Below are 17,429 nucleotides of genomic sequence, written 5' to 3'. Positions count from 1 at the left end.
CGTTATGAATAAGTTTGTCACGTTTCTTGATAAAAACTTATCTGGACCGATGGCAAGGCTTTCTGAACAGAGGCATTTACAAGCAATCCGTGATGGAGTTATTTCGGCGTTACCATTTATTATCGTAGGGAGTTTCTTTTTAATAGTAGCATTTCCACCATTACCGAAAGATAGTTTCATATCAGTTTGGGCATTGAAAAATCAAACAAGTATATTAATACCATATCGTTTAACGATGTTTATTATGTCTTTATATATAGCATTTGGTATAGGATACAATTTAGCGAAAAGTTATAAGTTAGATGCTTTATCAGGGGCACAGTTAGCAGTATGCTCACTACTTTTAACATTGACGCCCGAATTAATCGATAAAAAAGGATTTATGCTTCCGATGACAAATCTCGGGGGGCATGGATTATTCGTAACGATGATCGTATCTATTTTATCAGTAGAGATTTTAAGATTTTGTAAGACGAAAAATGTAATGATTAAAATGCCAGAACAAGTACCGCCGTCTGTTTCACGTTCGTTTGAAGCACTTATACCTGCTGCATTCGTAATTATTTTAATGAGTTTAGTAACTGTCGTTTTTAGTATTGATTTACATCATGTAGTTGATAAATTAGCGGCACCGTTAGTAAAAGCTGGTGATAGTTACTTCGGTGTAATCATTCCAGTATTTTTAATTACATTTTTTTGGTCATTCGGAATCCATGGTGTGTCGGTTGTTGGAACTGTTGCCCGGCCATTATGGGAAGTATATTTAGGGAAAAATGGTGAAGCAGTTGCTAGTGGAGCAGATCAGTTGCCATTCATATCACCAGAGCCGTTATACCAATGGTTTATATGGATTGGTGGTTCTGGTGCGACGTTAGGGCTTGTATTAGCTATGATTGTATTTGGTCGATCAAAATATTCGAAAGCATTATCAAGAACTTGTATTGTTCCTGGTATTTTTAATATTAATGAACCTGTTATTTTCGGATTACCGATTGTACTAAATCCAATTTTAATTATCCCGTTTATCATTACACCACTCGTAACAGCAACTGTTGCATATTCAGCAACTGCGATGGGATTTGTAACGCCAACACATATTATGCCGCCGTGGACATTACCAGCTCCAATTGGCGCGTATTTAGCCACAGGTGGAGATTGGCGTGCAGTGGTATTAGTTTTTATAAATATAGCAATATCATTCCTTATTTACCTACCATTCTTTAAAATGTACGACAAAAACATGCTTGAAATTGAGAAAAATGGTGATGGGGAAGCTGTTAATCCGTAAGTTTTATATTTTATTTTTGAGTGATAGGCATTTTGTCTATCACTTCTTTCACATTAAGTCCAGAGAGGGTGAAATAGAATGAATATAAAATTTAGCTATAAAGGTGTATTTTTATTGTTATTTGGAGTGATATGTGCAAATTTACTTTTCGTACCTTTATTAAGAATGCTAAATCTATCACAAATGCATAGTATATGGCTCGTTACAAGCTTTGCGGCAAGTATTTTGCTTACGGTAGTTGTTTCTTTCATTGATGGATCGTTTGCATCGAAAGCACAGTTGTTTTTTAGATTTATATTGTTTTCTGTAGGTTGTACGTTGTTTACTTACATAATTGTTTTTTAGTGAATAGGGGGCATGCATATTATGTATATTGCAGGGATAATGTCCGGTACATCGTTAGACGGAATAGATGTAGCGCTCGTTCATGTAGAAGGAAACGGTGTAGATTCTAAAGTCGAACTCATTCATTTTACTACTGTTCCATTTTGTAAGGATATAAAAAATGAGATACTGCAGGCTTTATCAATTGATACATCTAATGTTCAATTGATATGCAGTTTGAACTTTAAGCTTGGTTTATGTTTTGCCAATGCTGTGGAGGAAGTTTGTAAAAAGGCTGATTTGTCATTGGAACAATTAGATTTAATAGGTTCTCACGGACAAACGATTTATCATCAGCCAAAGCAAGAAGGCAATAGTATTTCTTCGACATTGCAAATTGGAGAACCAGCAGTTATAGCATATGAAACGAACACTACGGTTATCTCTAATTTTCGAACGATGGATATGGCAGCAGGGGGACAAGGTGCACCACTTGTGCCATATTCAGAGGTCATTTTGTATCGTCATCAAACTAAAAATAGATTACTACAAAATATTGGCGGAATCGGTAATGTTACAGTAGTACCAAGTCATCTAAGTGATAAGAGTGTTATTGCTTTTGATACTGGCCCAGGAAATATGGTAATCGATGATGTATGTCAAAGATTATTTCAGTTGCCATATGATCAAAATGGTAGGATTGCAAAACAAGGAGTAGTTGTAGATGAAATTTTGACATATTGTATGAACCATCCATTTTTGAAAATGAATCCACCGAAATCAACTGGTAGAGAACAGTTTGGAGAAGAGTTTGTAAGTGAATTATTGAAGCGGTTTGAAAAGCATGGTAAAGAAAATCTTTTGACGACTGTCACGATGTTTACAGCAAGTTCAATTGTTCATCATTATAAGGAGTTTATTCTGCCGTATTATGAAATCGATGAAGTAATTTTAGGTGGTGGGGGCAGTTATAATCGTACACTTGTTGAAATGATACGAAATGGATTGAAGGAAGAAAAGTGCGCGATATTCATTCAAGAAGATATAGGCTATTCTTCAGAGGCGAAAGAAGCAATTGCCTTTGCGATATTAGCAAACGAAACGCATCATCGTAATCCGAGTAATGTGCCAAGCGCAACAGGTGCAAAGCAATCTGTAGTTTTAGGGAATATAACATTCCCTCCAATAAGATGATGAAAATGAGGCGAACATATGAAGTATATGATTGGAGTAGATGGTGGGGGCACGAAGACAGAAGCAATTGCATTTGATCAAGACGGAAACGAAGTTGTAAGAGGTACGAGTGGGTTTGGAAATATATTAATAGATTATGAAAAAGCAGTTTCGCATATTATGGAGGCGATCGATCAATGCAAGAAAGCTTTAATAGATGGGCACTGCGTTTGTATTTGTTTAGGGTTAGCGGGTATAAGTGGAGCGAATACAAATGAATTAATATTACGATTAATAAAGAAATATGAAACGAAAATTGAAGTTTTTAATGACGCAATGATTGCACATGCAGCTGCTTTAAAAGGTAAGAATGGAATATTAACTATAGGTGGTACAGGTGCAATTTGTATAGGAAAGAAAGACGAAGTGTACGAGTATAGCGGTGGATGGGGACATATTTTAGGGGATGAGGGAAGCGGTTATTGGATTGCGTTACAAGGTTTAAAGAGAATGGCAAATCAATTTGATCAAGGAGTTAGACTTTGTCCATTAAGCTTAAGGATTCAAGACGAGTTTCGACTTTTAACATCATCTCATATAAAAAAACTAGTATATAGTTCTTCAAAAGATAAAGTTGCAGCAATTGCACCATTAATTATAGAGGAAGCGAGGAATGGGAATGATGATGCACATAAAATTATTCTGCAAGCGGCTAAGGAATTAACGATAATTACGGTGAATATTTACAACAAGATGCAGTTTGATTTATCACCTTTAATTGCAGTAAGTGGCAGTATATTGCGTTTCGTTCCTGAGATATATGCTGAATTTAAGAAATGCTGTGAGAAAAGTATGGGAGAAGTTATATTCGTATCACCATCAGAAATGGCAGTGAAAGGAACATACCATTTAATGAAGGGTGTATATTTTATAAAATAGAAGTATGAGAATTTTTGTATGATTTGTAAAAATATGATGTTAAAATATACAAAGGGATGTAAAGCAAGAAAAAGTACAATATACATAGTCATTGAATATTGTATAAGTACTCCCATGTAGAAAGTGAATGATTACATGATTAATAGTATGCAATTTTTGTATTTGGTGGCTTCTTATTTATTTGGAAACATATTGACCGCTTATATAGTAACGAAATGGAAACATAATGTTGATATTCGTGAAGAAGGAAGTGGTAATCCTGGCGCAAGAAATATGGGGCGCGTATATGGAAAAGGGTATTTCGTCGCTACATTTTTAGGTGATGCGATCAAAGGGGCAATCGTAGTTTCTATTGCAAAATACCTTTTCGAAGATTCTACATTTGTAATGTTAGCTTTACTGGCTGTTATACTTGGACATATTTACCCAATTTTATTTAAAGGCAAGGGTGGAAAAGGCATTTCAACATTTATTGGAGGGTTAATTGCATTTGATTATTTGATAGCGCTTACTCTTATTGCTGTTTTCATTATATTTTATTTAATCTTTAAAGGATTTACTAAGCCCGGACTAATTACAATCGCTTGTTTACCAGTTTGCATGATTTTGTATTCTTACTCTATTGTTACGACTATTTTAAGTGCACTTATCATTGTACTTATTTTATATGTAAATCGAGAATGAAATGAACTTTTTATAAGTGGAGTTAATCTCCACTTATAATTTTTATTAAATACATAAAGGAGATACAACATGGGGTTATTTTATAAAGTTGCTGATCAAGCTTTGGAATTTGAAAGTATACATAAATTGAATTATAAAACATTTGTAGAAGAAATTCCGCAACATGAAGAAACGAAAGATCGTGTTCGTATAGATCGTTTCCATGAAGAAAATACATATTTAATTTGTTTAGATGACGATAAGTTAGTAGGTATGGTTGCATTGCGAGGAAAACGACCATTCTCGTTAGATTATAAAATTCCAAATCTAGATTTTTATTTGCAAGAACATGGAGAAAATGTATATGAAATTCGTTTACTTTCAGTAGAACGTGAATATCGAAATGGAAGAGCATTGTTAGGTTTAATTCGCTTTTTACATCGTTATTTGCTTCTAAATGGATATGAATTGGCACTCATTTCTGCTACAACACGTGAACTACTTTTATATGAGCAAATGGGATTCAAATCTTTCCATACGTTAGTTGGTACTGAAGAAGCAGCCTTCCAGCCAATGTATGTTACCCCAGCTATGTTTGAAGAGTCGAGTGTTGGAGGTATTATGACGAAAGAATATACGTTTTTACCTGGTCCAGTGGATATTGAAGAAAATGTTCGAAAGGCATTTTCTACTAAGCCTATTTCGCATCGTTCTAAGTCATTTCAAGTGACGATGGAAAATGTAAAAAAACGATTACTTCAAATAACGAAAGCAAAACGTGTACAACTTATGTTAGGAACAGGAACGTTAGCGAATGATGCAATTGCTTTACAGTTACGCTCATTAAAAGGTAAAGGACTAGTTTTAGCGAACGGGGAGTTCGGTAATAGATTAATTGAGCAGGCAAAACGTGCACATTTAAATTTTGATACGCATAAAAAAGAAATGGCAGAGCCGTTTATTTATACAGAATTAGAAAAAATAATGGCAACTGGAAATTATGAATKGCTTTGGTTTGTTCATCATGAAACATCTACTGGAATGTTAAATAATTTAGAAGAACTAAACATTCTTTGTAAAAAATATCAAATGAAACTATGTGTAGATTGTATAAGCTCAATTGGAGCAATACCAATAAATTTGAAGGATGTATATTTTGCAAGTGGTGTTAGCGGAAAAGCGATTAAATCATATACAGGATTATCTTTCGTTTTTCATAACCACATTGTAAAAGTAAACGAGGCAGTACCTGCTTATATGGACATTGGTATGTACGAAAAAAATGAAAGTATCCCATACTCCCATTCATGGAATTTAATTTATGCATTGCAAGAAGCATTAAAAATATTTGAAGATGAAATGGTATTTGAAAAAATAAAAGAGGCGTATGCTTATATTGAACAAGCTATTAATACTATGGGTTTAAAGCTTGTTTCACCTAAAGATCATGCCGCTCAAATTGTTCTTACCATTCAATTAAACGAAGGGCAGTGTTCTAAGGCAGTAGGTGATGCGTTAGCGTTACAAGGATATATTGTTCATTATGAATCAGCATATTTACAAAAGAATAACTGGATTCAAATAGCATGTCTGAATCACTATAAAGAACGTGATATGAAGAGGATGTTAAATTGTTTGCAGATGTGTGTGTTAAAGAAAGTTCTTTTAACGTAAATGCTTGTATATTTATTATATAATTTCTACAAGGCTATGAGTCACACTTGCTAAGTGTATAGAAGTGCATTTTTTGACAAGAGTTTAAAAGAGAGCGAAAGCTCTCTTTTAAACTTACTTAAATGAATTACCCACAGATTGGAATACCGAGAACTCTCAAAGCTAGTGCTACTTGAAGAGTAATTTCCAATCTAGCAATTTCGATGCCAGCAACTGTGAGTACTAAAAAAGGTTGGCCGTTTACGAACACAATACAACTTTCCATATATACGCCTCCTTTCTAGTGATCTACTACAGTATATGAATAAAACTATAATACGTTATAGTTGGATTTATGAATTTTATAAAAATAATAGATTTACCCTATGTTTACGAAACAAATGGAGTTTTATAGTGTTAATAATTTAATTGTTAGACAAGGAAGCATCTATAATAAGATGCTTTTTATTATATTTACGTTTCAGCGTGACAATAAATAAAGTTAATCAATGACGAATTGAGAGGGAAATATATTGATAAATATTTGTATGAGGTAAACTAAGAAGGTTTTAGAAAAACGAAAAGGAATTTTTATACTTGTAACATAAAAATTCTAGGGGGATGTTAATATGGAAAAAACTATGATGGTAGAAACAACAAACATGATGATGTCTATGGAAAAAATGATGTGTGAAATGAAGTGTATGAAAATGATGATGAATAACATGATGCAAATGGATGTAGAAATGGATAAGGCAATGATGGTGAAAATGAATGAATGTGATGAAATGATGAAGACTACTATGTCTATGATGAAAGCGATGAAAGAGAAATGTTGTTGAAGTAGCAAAGTATAGCGTAAAATGATGATGATCTTGTAAATTTAAATTAGTAAAGAGCCTGTTTTAGTTGGTAAATTAAAATAGGCTCTTTTAACTATTGTTCAAAAATAAATTGAGTTGACAAAAAAGAACTAAAAGATTATTTTAGTTCTTTTTTCTGTATTAACACTGTTCAAATCATTTGTTTAAAAGCTATAGATGATGGTTAGGCAGTGAGAAAAGACAAGTAAGAGCCTATCTTTCTTCGTTAAATGTGTACTGAAGTAAATAATGATTCCATTTTTACTTTGCTCTTTTCTCGAATTTCACTGTCCGCATGGCGCATTACAAATTTATGCGCTATAGCGATTGCTAAAACATCATCTAATAAGCCGATCCCAATAATAGCAGCTATATCTGGAATGAAGTCGATTGCTAATACGTAATAAGATAAAGCAGCTAATATTATGAATTTTGCTTTAGTAGGTAACCCTTTTTTTCTCATTGTGTAGTATAAAATAATACTTTCATATACGCTTGATTTCCCGAGGTTTGCTGAGCTTTTTTTGAATTTTTTCCAAAGTGTCTGTTTCTCCATATAAACACTCCTTTTCCAAAAAATAGATTTTTTAAAAGGATGGACAAAGAAGCGAAAGAATAATCAATTTTATTGTTTTTTCTTATTGTATATTTCGATATTTATAAGCGAATACCTGTTCAAAATAAAACAATGCTTGTTAAGCGGATACGAATATGGAGATGGATGAAGAGAAAATCTGTTTTGGAAAGCAAATAAGTTTCCGATAGAGGTTTCAATGAATTATTTGCGTTCTGCAACGAAGGCAGAAAAAACTTTTGATTTCTTAATACCAGCTATCTTGACAATAATTATTAGATTGTTTATAGCGTATATGAATCCGAATACAACAATAATATTGAAAGGAATTAAGGATATAAATAATCAATCACTTACATTCATTCCAATTTTAGCTGGTTTTAATATAGCTAATTACCTCGTTCCTTATGATTCTAGTACTTGCTGGTTCATTTGCTACAAGTATTTTTGCGGATAGAACGTTTTTTATCCCTAATTTACCAAAACAATCATATCGTTTTTGCATAGGTGTTTATGAGGGCGTAGTAACTCATAGTACAGCGACTTCTGAAATATTCAAAAGTATGAATCTCGTACATGAAGAAACGCATTTGTTCAATATGCTGTTGATTGAGATGAAACAATCCAAATCGCTAATATAAAATACATTGCATATGGCGGTGGACCTGCTGCTAATAAACGATTTGTACATGTAGAGTTATGTGAAACAGCAGACCATACAAAGCTCGAGCGTTCATATGAAAAATACGTAAAACTTTTAGCGGAAATCTTAAAAGATAACAAGTTATCTGTAGGAAAAGGATTGTGGATTCACTACGATGTGATTAAATACCTTGGCGGTACAGATCATGAAGATCAACTTGATTATTTAAAATCTCATGGGGATCAGGAGCTCAATCCCGTGCTGATGTACAACGCGCATACAATAATTCTAGTGTGGATGTTTCTGTACCTGAAAGCCACCTAAACCAACAGAAGTACCAACAGCTGTAACCGATGGTATAGCTTATATTGAAGGCTACAACGTTAATTTACGTAAAGGACCAGACACAAGCTATTCTAAGATTCGTCAACTAAATAAATCAGAAGCTTATGTTGAATGGGGCGAAAAGCCTGGTTGGTTAAACCTTGGTGGAGAGCAATGGATTAAGAACAATCCATCCTATGTGAAGTTTAGTAAGAAAAGTACAGTAGATTCTTCTATTGTAGGAAAGCGTGTTGTTTCTAAAGTTAACATTCTACGTTTCTATGATGCTCGATCTTGGCAGGATAAAGACGTGGATGGTTTTGTAGATGTAGGTGAGGTGTTTACAAATTTTAGGAAGTTAAATATGGAAGGTTCAGTACAATTTAAGGTGCACAATAGTATAGGAAAAACATATTATATTACGATCAATGAAGTTTATGTATTTGTAACAGTATTACTACAGTATAGTACACTCATAGGAGGTAGTTATGTGTTTGATAAAAATGAAATACAAAAGATAAATGGGATACTTCAAGCTAATGCATTAAATCCAAATTTAATTGGCCCTACACTTCCCCCAATCCCACCATTTACTTTACCCACAGGTCCAACAGGAGGGACAGGCCCAACGGGAGTAACGGGTCCAACAGGAGTAACGGGTCCAACAGGAGTAACGGGTCCAACAGGAGTAACGGGTCCAACAGGAGTAACGGGTCCAACAGGAGTAACGGGTCCAACRGGAGTAACGGGTCCAACAGGAGAGACAGGCCCAACAGGAGGAAATGAAGGTTGTCTTTGTGATTGCTGTGTTTTACCTATGCAAAGCGTTTTACAACAACTTATTGGAGAAACTGTTATTCTTGGCACTATTGCAGACACACCCAACACGCCCCCGCTTTTCTTTCTATTTACTATCACTTCTGTGAATGATTTTTTAGTTACAGTTACAGATGGCACCACAACCTTTGTGGTCAATATATCTGATGTAACAGGGGTAGGTTTTTTACCACCAGGACCACCTATTACATTACTTCCACCTACCGATGTAGGATGCGAGTGTGAATGTCGTGAACGACCAATTAGACAATTACTGGATGCGTTTATCGGATCTACAGTAAGTCTTTTAGCAAGTAATGGTTCTATTGCAGCAGATTTTAACGTGGAACAAACAGGACTTGGGATAGTACTAGGGACATTACCTATAAATCCAACTACAACCGTTAGGTTTGCAATTTCAACTTGTAAAATTACAGCTGTGAATATAACCCCTATTACGATGTAGTCTATTTCTTTCAGAAGTATCTGTTGCTACTCGATAAGAAAAGCACAGTTTATTTGTCCACCTTGAAAACGTATTGTTTTCAAAGTGGACAATCTACGTTTCTAGGATGCTCCATCTTGGAAATATAAAGATGGAGCTGGTTCTGTAGATGCAGGGATTTATGATTGATGCAAAAGTGAGTGTCAATGGTTCGCCACAGTACAAAGCACACAGCAGTAAAGGGAAAACATACTATGTTGTTGCAAATGAAGCCTATTTATTCATCTAACGCACTATACCTTCATGAGTAATTAACCATGCCCCCTTATTCTTTCTATATCCTTCATTTGTAAAGTTCTTACTACTATATTATTGGCGTACAATATATGGCTAAATGTATCTAAATGATTTTCTAAACGTACAAAATTCCCAAATTGATATGGTAAGGCTATAAAAATTATAATGAAAAATAATAAATATCTCTAATGCACTATTAGGATTTTTCCATTTTATATTGCAAACCATCTTTCTGAAAGATAAGCTCATATGCTAAATCAAAATGAAGGTTATATAATGCTTTCGTATTACATATTAAATTGTAGAACTTAGTTCCTTGATGTACATATTGGTGTAATTTATTTTGAATTGGTGAAACAATGATTTTTAAAATTACGTTAATATCTTCATTAAAGAAGTTATAGGAGGGAATAACTTGGGCTCATTATTTGATGTAATAGCAGATGTTATTTTATCCTCGAAATGACATGAAATTAAAACATTATATCGCAAAATTAAGTGAATTAGAGTGGTTTCGAAATCTACATGAAGATCCGAAGTATACAAGTTTAATTTGGAGTAATAGAAAAATTAAAAAGTATATTTTGACTTCTGCAAATATGGAAGCATTAATAAAATCCGAGAAAAAACAAAAAGAATTTGTTCATCTAGTACAGGATGAATATAAAAAAAGAAGATAAGAATTTTTTTATTTTTCATATTTGGCGAAACAAATGGTACAATGAAAGCTAATGTGAAAAATAAGGAAAAGAAGTGGTCTATTTGAAAAACTTTTTAGAATTAGGAATTAGTGAAACTTTTAATCATACATTACGTGAAAATGGAATTACAGAAGCAACACCGATTCAGGAGAAGGCAATTCCTGTTATTATGTCAGGTAAAGATATTATTGGGCAGGCGAAAACAGGAACGGGTAAAACGTTAGCATTCGTGTTACCGATTTTAGAAAAAATCGATCCAGAGTCTAGTGATGTTCAGGCTTTAATTGTTGCACCAACAAGGGAACTAGCACTGCAAATTACAACTGAAATTAAAAAAATGCTTGTTCAAAGAGAAGATATTAATGTACTAGCGATATATGGCGGACAAGATGTAGCACAACAATTGAGAAAATTAAAAGGTAATACACATATTGTTGTAGCGACACCAGGACGATTATTAGATCATATACGACGTGAAACAATTTATTTAAGTAATCTTTCAACGATTGTACTAGATGAAGCAGATCAAATGCTTTATTTCGGATTCTTATATGATATTGAAGATATTTTAGATGAGACACCTGATAGTAAACAAACGATGTTATTCTCAGCAACGATGCCAAAAGATATTAAAAAATTGGCGAAACGTTATATGGAAGAGCCGCAAATGATTCAAGTACAAAGTGAAGAAGTAACGGTAGATACAATTGAGCAGCGTGTCATTGAGACGACAGATCGTGCAAAGCCAGATGCACTTCGTTTTGTTATGGATCGTGATCAGCCATTTTTAGCAGTTATTTTCTGTCGTACAAAGGTTAGAGCAAGTAAGCTTTATGATAATTTAAAAGGACTAGGTTATAATTGTGCTGAACTTCATGGTGATATAGCTCAAGCGAAACGCGAAAGAGTTATGAAGAGTTTCCGCGAAGCTAAAATTCAGTACTTAATCGCAACGGATGTAGCAGCTCGTGGACTTGATGTAGATGGTGTAACGCACGTATTTAACTTTGATATCCCTGAAGATGTAGAAAGTTATATTCACCGCATTGGCCGAACAGGACGTGCAGGTGGATCAGGTCTTGCAATTACGTTCGTTGCAGCGAAAGATGAAAAACATTTAGAAGAAATTGAAAAAACGCTTGGTGCACCAATACAAAGAGAAATAATCGAACAACCGATGATAAAAAATGTAGATGAAAATGGAAAACCGGTACAAAAGCCGGCTCCAAAGAAATCAGGTCAATATCGTCAAAGAGATAGCCGTGAAGGTTCAAGAAGTGGTTCAAAAGGTGGTCCAAGAAACGATTCAAGAAATAGTTCTAGAAATGATAACAATCGATCATTTAATAAGCCAAGTAATAAGAAAAGTAGTACAAAACAAGGTCAGCAAAGACGTGGCCGTTAAATAGTTATTATTCAAAAAGAGTCGCAAAGTGTTGCGGCTCTTTTTTGTTTTTATACAACGAAGTCGATATAAGTACAAGGGTGATTACATAGAAACAACCTTTAAAATTTCATTCACCGTATTAAAAATAAATTTTAAAATTCATAAAGGAAATATAAAGTAGGTTGTTGTATATGTACGATAACAGGAAACTTTTCACATACTAAACATATACTTTAAATAAACCGACAGTCGGTCCGTAGGAAGGAGTACATGAATGAGGATCGTAAAAGAATATGGGGAGCGTAGAAATGAAATTTTAGAAACTGCTGAACGTTTGTTTGTTACAAAAGGGTATACGAAAACTACAGTAAATGACATTTTAAAAGAGATTGGTATAGCAAAGGGGACGTTTTATCATTATTTTAAGTCGAAAGAAGAAGTAATGGATGAAATTATTATGAGGATTATTAAAGCAGATGTTGCTAAAGCGAAAGCAATTGTCTCTAACCCTAATATCCCAGTTTTGGATAAGTTATTTCGAGTTTTAATGGAACAATCACCAAAATCAGGAGATGTAAAAGATAAAATGATTGAACAATTTCATCAGCCAAATAATGCGGAAATGCATCAAAAAAGTATAGTACAATCAATTATTCATTTATCTCCTGTTTTAGCAGAGATTTTAGAACAAGGAATCGCTGAAGGCATATTTTCTACTCCATACCCACAAGAAACGATTGAATTATTACTCTCTTCAGCACAAGTCATATTTGATGAGGGTTTATTCCAGTGGAAGCCGGAAGATATGATGAGGAGGGCTAAAGCTTATATCAAAATGATGGAAGCATCTGTTGGAGCGAAAGAGGGCGCCTTTGATTACATGGTGGAGGTTTTAATCAAACAGAAATAGTAATTTTCTGTTTGGATATTATCGACCGACAGTCGGTCTGAATCGAATGAAAGGTGTGATAAGGATGTCAGCTAGTATAAGGTCTTCGATGAAAGATTTTCACTTAATGGTGAGTGGACAAATTATTACTATTTTAGGTTCAACACTTTTACGTTTTGCCCTGTCATTATATGTGCTAGATATAACAGGGCGTGCTGATATATTCGCAGGATTATATGCGGTAACGAGTATTCCATTTTTACTAGCTCCTCTCGGCGGAGCGATAGCAGATCGTTTCAATCGCCGTAATTTAATGGTTATTTTTGACTTTATCAACGCTGCGATTGTATTAAGCTTTATAGTTTTGTTATTTACTGGACCTGTATCTATTATATTGATTGGAACAATTATGTTTTTACTAGCAGTCGTTAGTGCAATGTATTCACCTGTTGTAATGGCGAGTATTCCGCAATTAGTTCCAGAGAATAAGTTAGAGCAAGCGAACGGTATCGTAAATGGTGTGCAAGCATTGTCAAATATAGTTGCTCCTGTATTAGGAGGAATACTGTACGGCATAATTGGTTTGAAAATGCTCGTAATAATAAGTTGTCTTGCTTTCTTTTTATCTGCGATTTTAGAAATGTTTATTAAAATACCTTTTATAAAAAGAGCACGAGAAAGCCATATAATACCGACAATTGTAAAGGATATGAAAGAAGGATTTATATATGTTTTAAAACAACCATTTATTTTGAAATCTATGCTTTTAGCTGCATTACTAAATTTAATACTTACACCGCTATTTGTTGTTGGCGCTCCAATTATTATACGAGTAACAATGGAAAGTAGCGACACGTTATACGGAATTGGAATGGGATTGATCGATTTTGCTACTATTTTAGGTGCGTTATCGATAGGTTTTTTTGCGAAAAAGCTACAGATGAAAACATTGTATTACTGGATGCTTTTAATAGCTTTATTAGTACTACCAATGGCACTATCAGTTACGCCAGTTATTCTTAATTTAGGATACTATCCACCATTTATCCTCTTTATACTTTCTTCTATTCTAATTGCAATGATCGTGACAATTGTATCCATCTATGTGATTACTGTAGTCCAAAAGAAAACACCAAATGAAAACCTAGGAAAAGTAATGGCAATTATAACAGCGGTATCTCAATGTATGGCACCAATTGGGCAAGTCATTTATGGTTTTATGTTTGAAGGATTCAGTATGAAAATTTATTTACCTATATTAGTTATTAGTTTCATAATGATAATAATAGCGATAGTGACGAAGAAAATATTATGGAATGAAGGGAACTAGCTCCATATGATTAGGAGAATGTTAAAAAGAGATTTCTCTCAAAATAAAATGATAAATACCATTCTATTTATGTTTATCATGTTATCAAGTCTTTTAATCGCAAGTGCTTCAAGTAACGTTATAAATCTATTGAACTCAACGGATCAATTGTTTAAAGTATCAAACGCACCGCACTTCGTACAAATGCATGCCGGAGAAATAAACCAAAAGTCAATTGATTCATTTGTAGCGCAAACTCCTTTTGTAAAAAAACAACAAACAGCAGAGATGGTTCAAATAGGCGGATCTAACATTTTTATAAAGAAGAAAAATCAAGCGGAACATAATAGTGTAATGGACATTAGCTTCGTTAAGCAAAATACTATTTTTGACTTTTTATTAGATTTAAATAGTGAGTTGATCGATGTTAGGAAAGGGGAAATAGGTGTACCAATTTATTATATGCAAAAATATAATTTGCGTATTGGAGATAAAATATGGGTTGTGAAAAATAATAATGAGCTAGAATTTACTATTTCGGCATTTGTTCGTGATGTTCAAATGAACCCATCACTTGTTAGTTCAAAACGATTTGTAATAAGCGATGAAGACTTCAAAAGAATAAAGGGGAATTTTGGAGAAAGTGAATATCTTATTGAATTCCAGCTAACAGATTTAAATAAAATAAATGATTTTGAAACTTTATACCAGTCATCAAACTTACCTCAAAAAGGTCCCTCTATTACGTATTCACTCTTTAAAACACTGAATTCATTAACAGATGGAATAATAGCTGCAGTGCTGATCATTATAAGTGCATTATTAATGCTAATCGCGATTTTATGTATTAGATTTACGATTATGACTTCAATGGAAGAAGATTATCGGGAAATTGGTGTTATGAAAGCTATAGGCATTCAAAGTAAAGATATTCAAAAACTATATGTAACAAAATATGTTGTTATTTCAGCTATCGGATGTATATGTGGATATATCCTTTCGTTATTTGTTACAAAAATATTTACCTCTAACATCGCACTTTATATGGGGACAGCTAATAAAAGTATTTTATATTATGTTGTGCCATTGATAGTCACAACATTGTTATTTCTAGCCGTTATCCTTTTTTGCCGCATCATTTTGCGGAATTTCAGGAGAATTACAGCAATAGACGCTTTACGATCAAGAGATAAACTAGGAAAAAGAAAGATTAGAAGATTTTTTTCTCTCTATCAAACTAAAATTACAAATGTAAATATATTTATTGGTATACAAGATGTAGTGAAACGATTTAAGTTATATCGAGTATTAAGTATCGTTTTAATTATTGCAGTGTTCATGATTGTTGTACCAGTTAACTTTTTGTACACGATTCAGTCACCGCAATTTGTTAATTATATGGGAACAGGAAAGAGTGATATACGAATAGATTTACAGCAATCTGAAAATATAGAAAAACGGTTTAATGACGTTATATCGTATGTCGGAAACGATGAAGAGGTAGAAAAATATGCAGCATTTGTAACGAGTACATTTAAAATGGTGAAAGCTGATGGTACACATGAAAACTTAAATGTAGAAGTGGGAGATTTCGCCCAATTTCCAATAGAATATGTTAAAGGTATGGCACCAAAAAATGAAAATGAGATCGCTCTCTCTTATATGAACGCAAATGAATTAAAAAAGAATATAGGGGATGAAATCGCTTTATTTGTAGAAGGAAAAGAGAAAATGCTAACTATTAGTGGTATATATCAAGATGTAACGAATGGAGGAAAAACAGCTAAAGCGAGTTTTTCTTATAATAAAGAAAATATATTATGGTACGTAGTAAATGTAGATATGAAACCCAAAGTGAGTCTACAAGAAAAAGTGAAGGAGTATAAACAAAATTTTAATTCTGCAAAAATAACAGATACGGATAATTATTTATCTCAAACTTTAGGAGAAACAATTAAACAATTAAGACTCGTGACACAAGTGGCAATTTTGATTGCTATATTGATATCGGTTTTAATAACTGCGATGTTTTTTAAAATGTTATTGGTAAAAGATTCTTCGCAAATATTAATTATGAAAAGTATCGGCTTTTCCTACAAAGATATTCGTATACAATATGTTACTCGTTCTATGGCTATAGTATTAGTAGGTATTTTAACAGGGACATTTATAGCTGCTACGTTTGGAGAAACACTAATAAGCTGGTTAGGTTCATTTATGGGAGCAGCTCACATAAAGTTTGTTGTTAATCCGATCATTTCTTATGTAATATGTCCAGCTATTTTATTTATATCTGTGACCGTAGCAACACTTTTCAGTAGTTTTACAGTGAAACAAACAAATAATTTAAAGCTAAATGGGTAGTAGGAGGTGTGTAATTTGAAAAAAATTTTAGAAGTAAAACAATTAAATAAAAAATACGAAATGGATGGAAATAAAACTTACCATATGTTAAAAAATATAAATTTAGAGATTTATGAGGGAGAGTTTATATCGGTCATGGGACCTTCTGGTTCAGGGAAATCGACGTTACTATATAATATTAGCGGAATGGATCAAATGTCATCAGGAAGTGTGAAAGTTGATAGTAAAGAAATAACATGTATGAAAGAAGAAGTGTTAGCAAAATTACGACTCAGCGAAATGGGATTTATTTTTCAACAGAGCAATCTTCTTAGAAATTTGAATCTTTTTGATAATATAGTTTTGCCTGCGTATTTAGCAAAAGTTGAGAGCAGGAAAATAATAAATAAACGTGCACTTGAATTGATGAAGAAAACGGGAATTAGTCAAATTGCAACTAATAATATAACTGAAGCATCAGGAGGAGAATTACAAAGGGTATCTATTTGTAGAGCACTCATAAATAAACCTAATATTATTTTTGCTGACGAACCAACGGGTGCTTTGAATTTAAAAGCGACAGAAGAAGTAATGGATATTTTAGCAAATATAAACCGTATGGGAACTACAAATTTGCTAGTTACTCATGACGTAAAGGTAGCAGCTAAAACAGAAAGAGTTCTTTTTATGGTGGACGGAGAAATTGTTAGCGAAATACAGATGGGTAAGTATAGAAACGATGATTTGAAGGTGCGAGAAGAGCAGTTGTTAAAATGGTTAACTGTACTTGGATTTTAA

16 protein-coding genes and 4 pseudogenes are annotated in these 17,429 nt (G+C 33.4%); 17 read left to right on the top strand and 3 right to left on the bottom strand.

Features of this window, described 5'->3' with window-relative positions; all coding sequences use genetic code 11:
- Window positions 1–4 precede the first annotated feature (4 nt).
- The 6 genes from AC1DS7_RS01340 (at window position 5) to AC1DS7_RS01315 (ending at window position 6,061) form a co-directional block, all read left to right on the top strand.
- The gene (locus AC1DS7_RS01340) at window positions 5–1,288 is read left to right on the top strand and encodes a PTS sugar transporter subunit IIC (protein WP_002136305.1); all 1,284 of its coding nucleotides are present in this window, start codon (window positions 5–7) and stop codon (window positions 1,286–1,288) included.
- 78 nt (window positions 1,289–1,366) lie between these two features.
- A complete protein-coding gene (locus AC1DS7_RS01335; protein ID WP_002136308.1) occupies window positions 1,367–1,633 on the top strand; it encodes a hypothetical protein in 267 nt (88 codons plus the stop codon).
- Between the two features lie 21 nt (window positions 1,634–1,654).
- Window positions 1,655–2,806, top strand: a complete 1,152-nt coding sequence (anmK, locus tag AC1DS7_RS01330) for an anhydro-N-acetylmuramic acid kinase AnmK (protein WP_002141765.1) — start codon at window positions 1,655–1,657, stop codon at window positions 2,804–2,806.
- Window positions 2,807–2,824: 18 nt separating this feature from the next.
- Entirely contained in the window at window positions 2,825–3,724 is a 900-nt protein-coding gene (locus AC1DS7_RS01325; RefSeq protein ID WP_016102016.1) for a BadF/BadG/BcrA/BcrD ATPase family protein, read from the top strand.
- Between the two features lie 135 nt (window positions 3,725–3,859).
- Window positions 3,860–4,408, top strand: coding sequence for a glycerol-3-phosphate 1-O-acyltransferase PlsY (gene plsY / locus AC1DS7_RS01320; protein ID WP_002085555.1), 549 nt, complete (start codon window positions 3,860–3,862; stop codon window positions 4,406–4,408).
- Window positions 4,409–4,477: 69 nt separating this feature from the next.
- Entirely contained in the window at window positions 4,478–6,061 is a 1,584-nt protein-coding gene (locus tag AC1DS7_RS01315) for an aminotransferase class V-fold PLP-dependent enzyme (protein WP_476998717.1), read from the top strand.
- 127 nt (window positions 6,062–6,188) lie between these two features.
- Here AC1DS7_RS01315 and AC1DS7_RS01310 read toward each other — a convergent pair whose 3' ends face one another.
- Window positions 6,189–6,326 (bottom strand): DUF3956 domain-containing protein, encoded by a 138-nt coding sequence (locus AC1DS7_RS01310; protein ID WP_002127410.1) that lies wholly within the window; start codon window positions 6,324–6,326, stop codon window positions 6,189–6,191.
- Between the two features lie 343 nt (window positions 6,327–6,669).
- On the opposite strand from AC1DS7_RS01310, the gene AC1DS7_RS01305 reads away from it, so the two are divergent.
- On the top strand, window positions 6,670–6,882 hold the full coding sequence (locus AC1DS7_RS01305) for a hypothetical protein (protein ID WP_000416118.1): 213 nt from the start codon (window positions 6,670–6,672) through the stop codon (window positions 6,880–6,882).
- Between the two features lie 247 nt (window positions 6,883–7,129).
- Here the strand turns inward: AC1DS7_RS01305 and AC1DS7_RS01300 are convergent, their stop codons facing one another.
- A complete protein-coding gene (locus AC1DS7_RS01300; RefSeq protein WP_085311102.1) occupies window positions 7,130–7,459 on the bottom strand; it encodes a YkvA family protein in 330 nt (109 codons plus the stop codon).
- Window positions 7,460–7,676: 217 nt separating this feature from the next.
- Here AC1DS7_RS01300 and AC1DS7_RS01295 point away from each other — a divergent pair, with 217 nt between their 5' ends.
- The 4 genes and pseudogenes from AC1DS7_RS01295 to AC1DS7_RS01280 all read left to right on the top strand — a co-directional run.
- Window positions 7,677–7,934, top strand: coding sequence for a hypothetical protein (locus AC1DS7_RS01295; RefSeq protein WP_002168378.1), 258 nt, complete (start codon window positions 7,677–7,679; stop codon window positions 7,932–7,934).
- Window positions 7,885–8,892 (top strand): annotated as a pseudogene (locus AC1DS7_RS01290) (N-acetylmuramoyl-L-alanine amidase); the annotation flags it as partial. The gene AC1DS7_RS01295 and the pseudogene AC1DS7_RS01290, both read left to right, overlap by 50 nt.
- A gap of 42 nt (window positions 8,893–8,934) precedes the next feature.
- Window positions 8,935–9,726: an exosporium leader peptide-containing protein gene (locus AC1DS7_RS01285; RefSeq protein ID WP_476998754.1), complete on the top strand. Its 792-nt coding sequence runs from the start codon at window positions 8,935–8,937 to the stop codon at window positions 9,724–9,726.
- Window positions 9,727–9,792: 66 nt separating this feature from the next.
- Window positions 9,793–9,994 (top strand): annotated as a pseudogene (locus AC1DS7_RS01280) (N-acetylmuramoyl-L-alanine amidase); the annotation flags it as partial.
- 216 nt (window positions 9,995–10,210) lie between these two features.
- Here AC1DS7_RS01280 and AC1DS7_RS01275 read toward each other — a convergent pair.
- Window positions 10,211–10,399, bottom strand: a pseudogene (locus AC1DS7_RS01275) (hypothetical protein); the annotation flags it as partial.
- A gap of 18 nt (window positions 10,400–10,417) precedes the next feature.
- On the opposite strand from AC1DS7_RS01275, the pseudogene AC1DS7_RS01270 reads away from it, so the two are divergent.
- The 6 genes and pseudogenes from AC1DS7_RS01270 to AC1DS7_RS01245 all read left to right on the top strand — a co-directional run bounded on the left by AC1DS7_RS01270 (window position 10,418) and on the right by AC1DS7_RS01245 (window position 17,429).
- Window positions 10,418–10,682, top strand: a pseudogene (locus AC1DS7_RS01270) (hypothetical protein).
- Window positions 10,683–10,755: 73 nt separating this feature from the next.
- Window positions 10,756–12,108, top strand: coding sequence for a DEAD/DEAH box helicase (locus AC1DS7_RS01265; protein ID WP_476998716.1), 1,353 nt, complete (start codon window positions 10,756–10,758; stop codon window positions 12,106–12,108).
- Window positions 12,109–12,364: 256 nt separating this feature from the next.
- Complete coding sequence (locus AC1DS7_RS01260) at window positions 12,365–13,000, top strand: TetR/AcrR family transcriptional regulator (protein WP_016102010.1); 636 nt, start codon at window positions 12,365–12,367, stop codon at window positions 12,998–13,000.
- 46 nt (window positions 13,001–13,046) lie between these two features.
- Entirely contained in the window at window positions 13,047–14,309 is a 1,263-nt protein-coding gene (locus AC1DS7_RS01255; protein ID WP_476998715.1) for an MFS transporter, read from the top strand.
- Between the two features lie 6 nt (window positions 14,310–14,315).
- Window positions 14,316–16,652, top strand: coding sequence for an ABC transporter permease (locus AC1DS7_RS01250; protein WP_476998714.1), 2,337 nt, complete (start codon window positions 14,316–14,318; stop codon window positions 16,650–16,652).
- Window positions 16,653–16,667: 15 nt separating this feature from the next.
- Window positions 16,668–17,429 carry an ABC transporter ATP-binding protein gene (locus tag AC1DS7_RS01245; protein WP_476998713.1) on the top strand — a complete coding sequence of 254 codons (762 nt, stop codon included), beginning with the start codon at window positions 16,668–16,670 and terminating at the stop codon, window positions 17,427–17,429.

This window comes from Bacillus sp. P4_E1, assembly GCF_056401715.1.
This window is presented reverse-complemented; position numbering and strand designations above follow the sequence as displayed.

Coding starts and splice junctions, on each gene's coding strand:
- AC1DS7_RS01335 (WP_002136308.1), top strand. CDS start 1,367: ATGAATATAAAATTTAGCTATAAAGGTGTATTTTTATTGTTATTTGGA.
- AC1DS7_RS01325 (WP_016102016.1), top strand. CDS start 2,825: ATGAAGTATATGATTGGAGTAGATGGTGGGGGCACGAAGACAGAAGCA.
- AC1DS7_RS01295 (WP_002168378.1), top strand. CDS start 7,677: ATGAATTATTTGCGTTCTGCAACGAAGGCAGAAAAAACTTTTGATTTC.
- plsY (WP_002085555.1), top strand. CDS start 3,860: ATGATTAATAGTATGCAATTTTTGTATTTGGTGGCTTCTTATTTATTT.
- AC1DS7_RS01255 (WP_476998715.1), top strand. CDS start 13,047: ATGAAAGGTGTGATAAGGATGTCAGCTAGTATAAGGTCTTCGATGAAA.
- AC1DS7_RS01310 (WP_002127410.1), bottom strand. CDS start 6,326: ATGGAAAGTTGTATTGTGTTCGTAAACGGCCAACCTTTTTTAGTACTC.
- AC1DS7_RS01250 (WP_476998714.1), top strand. CDS start 14,316: ATGATTAGGAGAATGTTAAAAAGAGATTTCTCTCAAAATAAAATGATA.
- AC1DS7_RS01340 (WP_002136305.1), top strand. CDS start 5: ATGAATAAGTTTGTCACGTTTCTTGATAAAAACTTATCTGGACCGATG.
- AC1DS7_RS01305 (WP_000416118.1), top strand. CDS start 6,670: ATGGAAAAAACTATGATGGTAGAAACAACAAACATGATGATGTCTATG.
- AC1DS7_RS01260 (WP_016102010.1), top strand. CDS start 12,365: ATGAGGATCGTAAAAGAATATGGGGAGCGTAGAAATGAAATTTTAGAA.
- AC1DS7_RS01300 (WP_085311102.1), bottom strand. CDS start 7,459: ATGGAGAAACAGACACTTTGGAAAAAATTCAAAAAAAGCTCAGCAAAC.
- anmK (WP_002141765.1), top strand. CDS start 1,655: ATGTATATTGCAGGGATAATGTCCGGTACATCGTTAGACGGAATAGAT.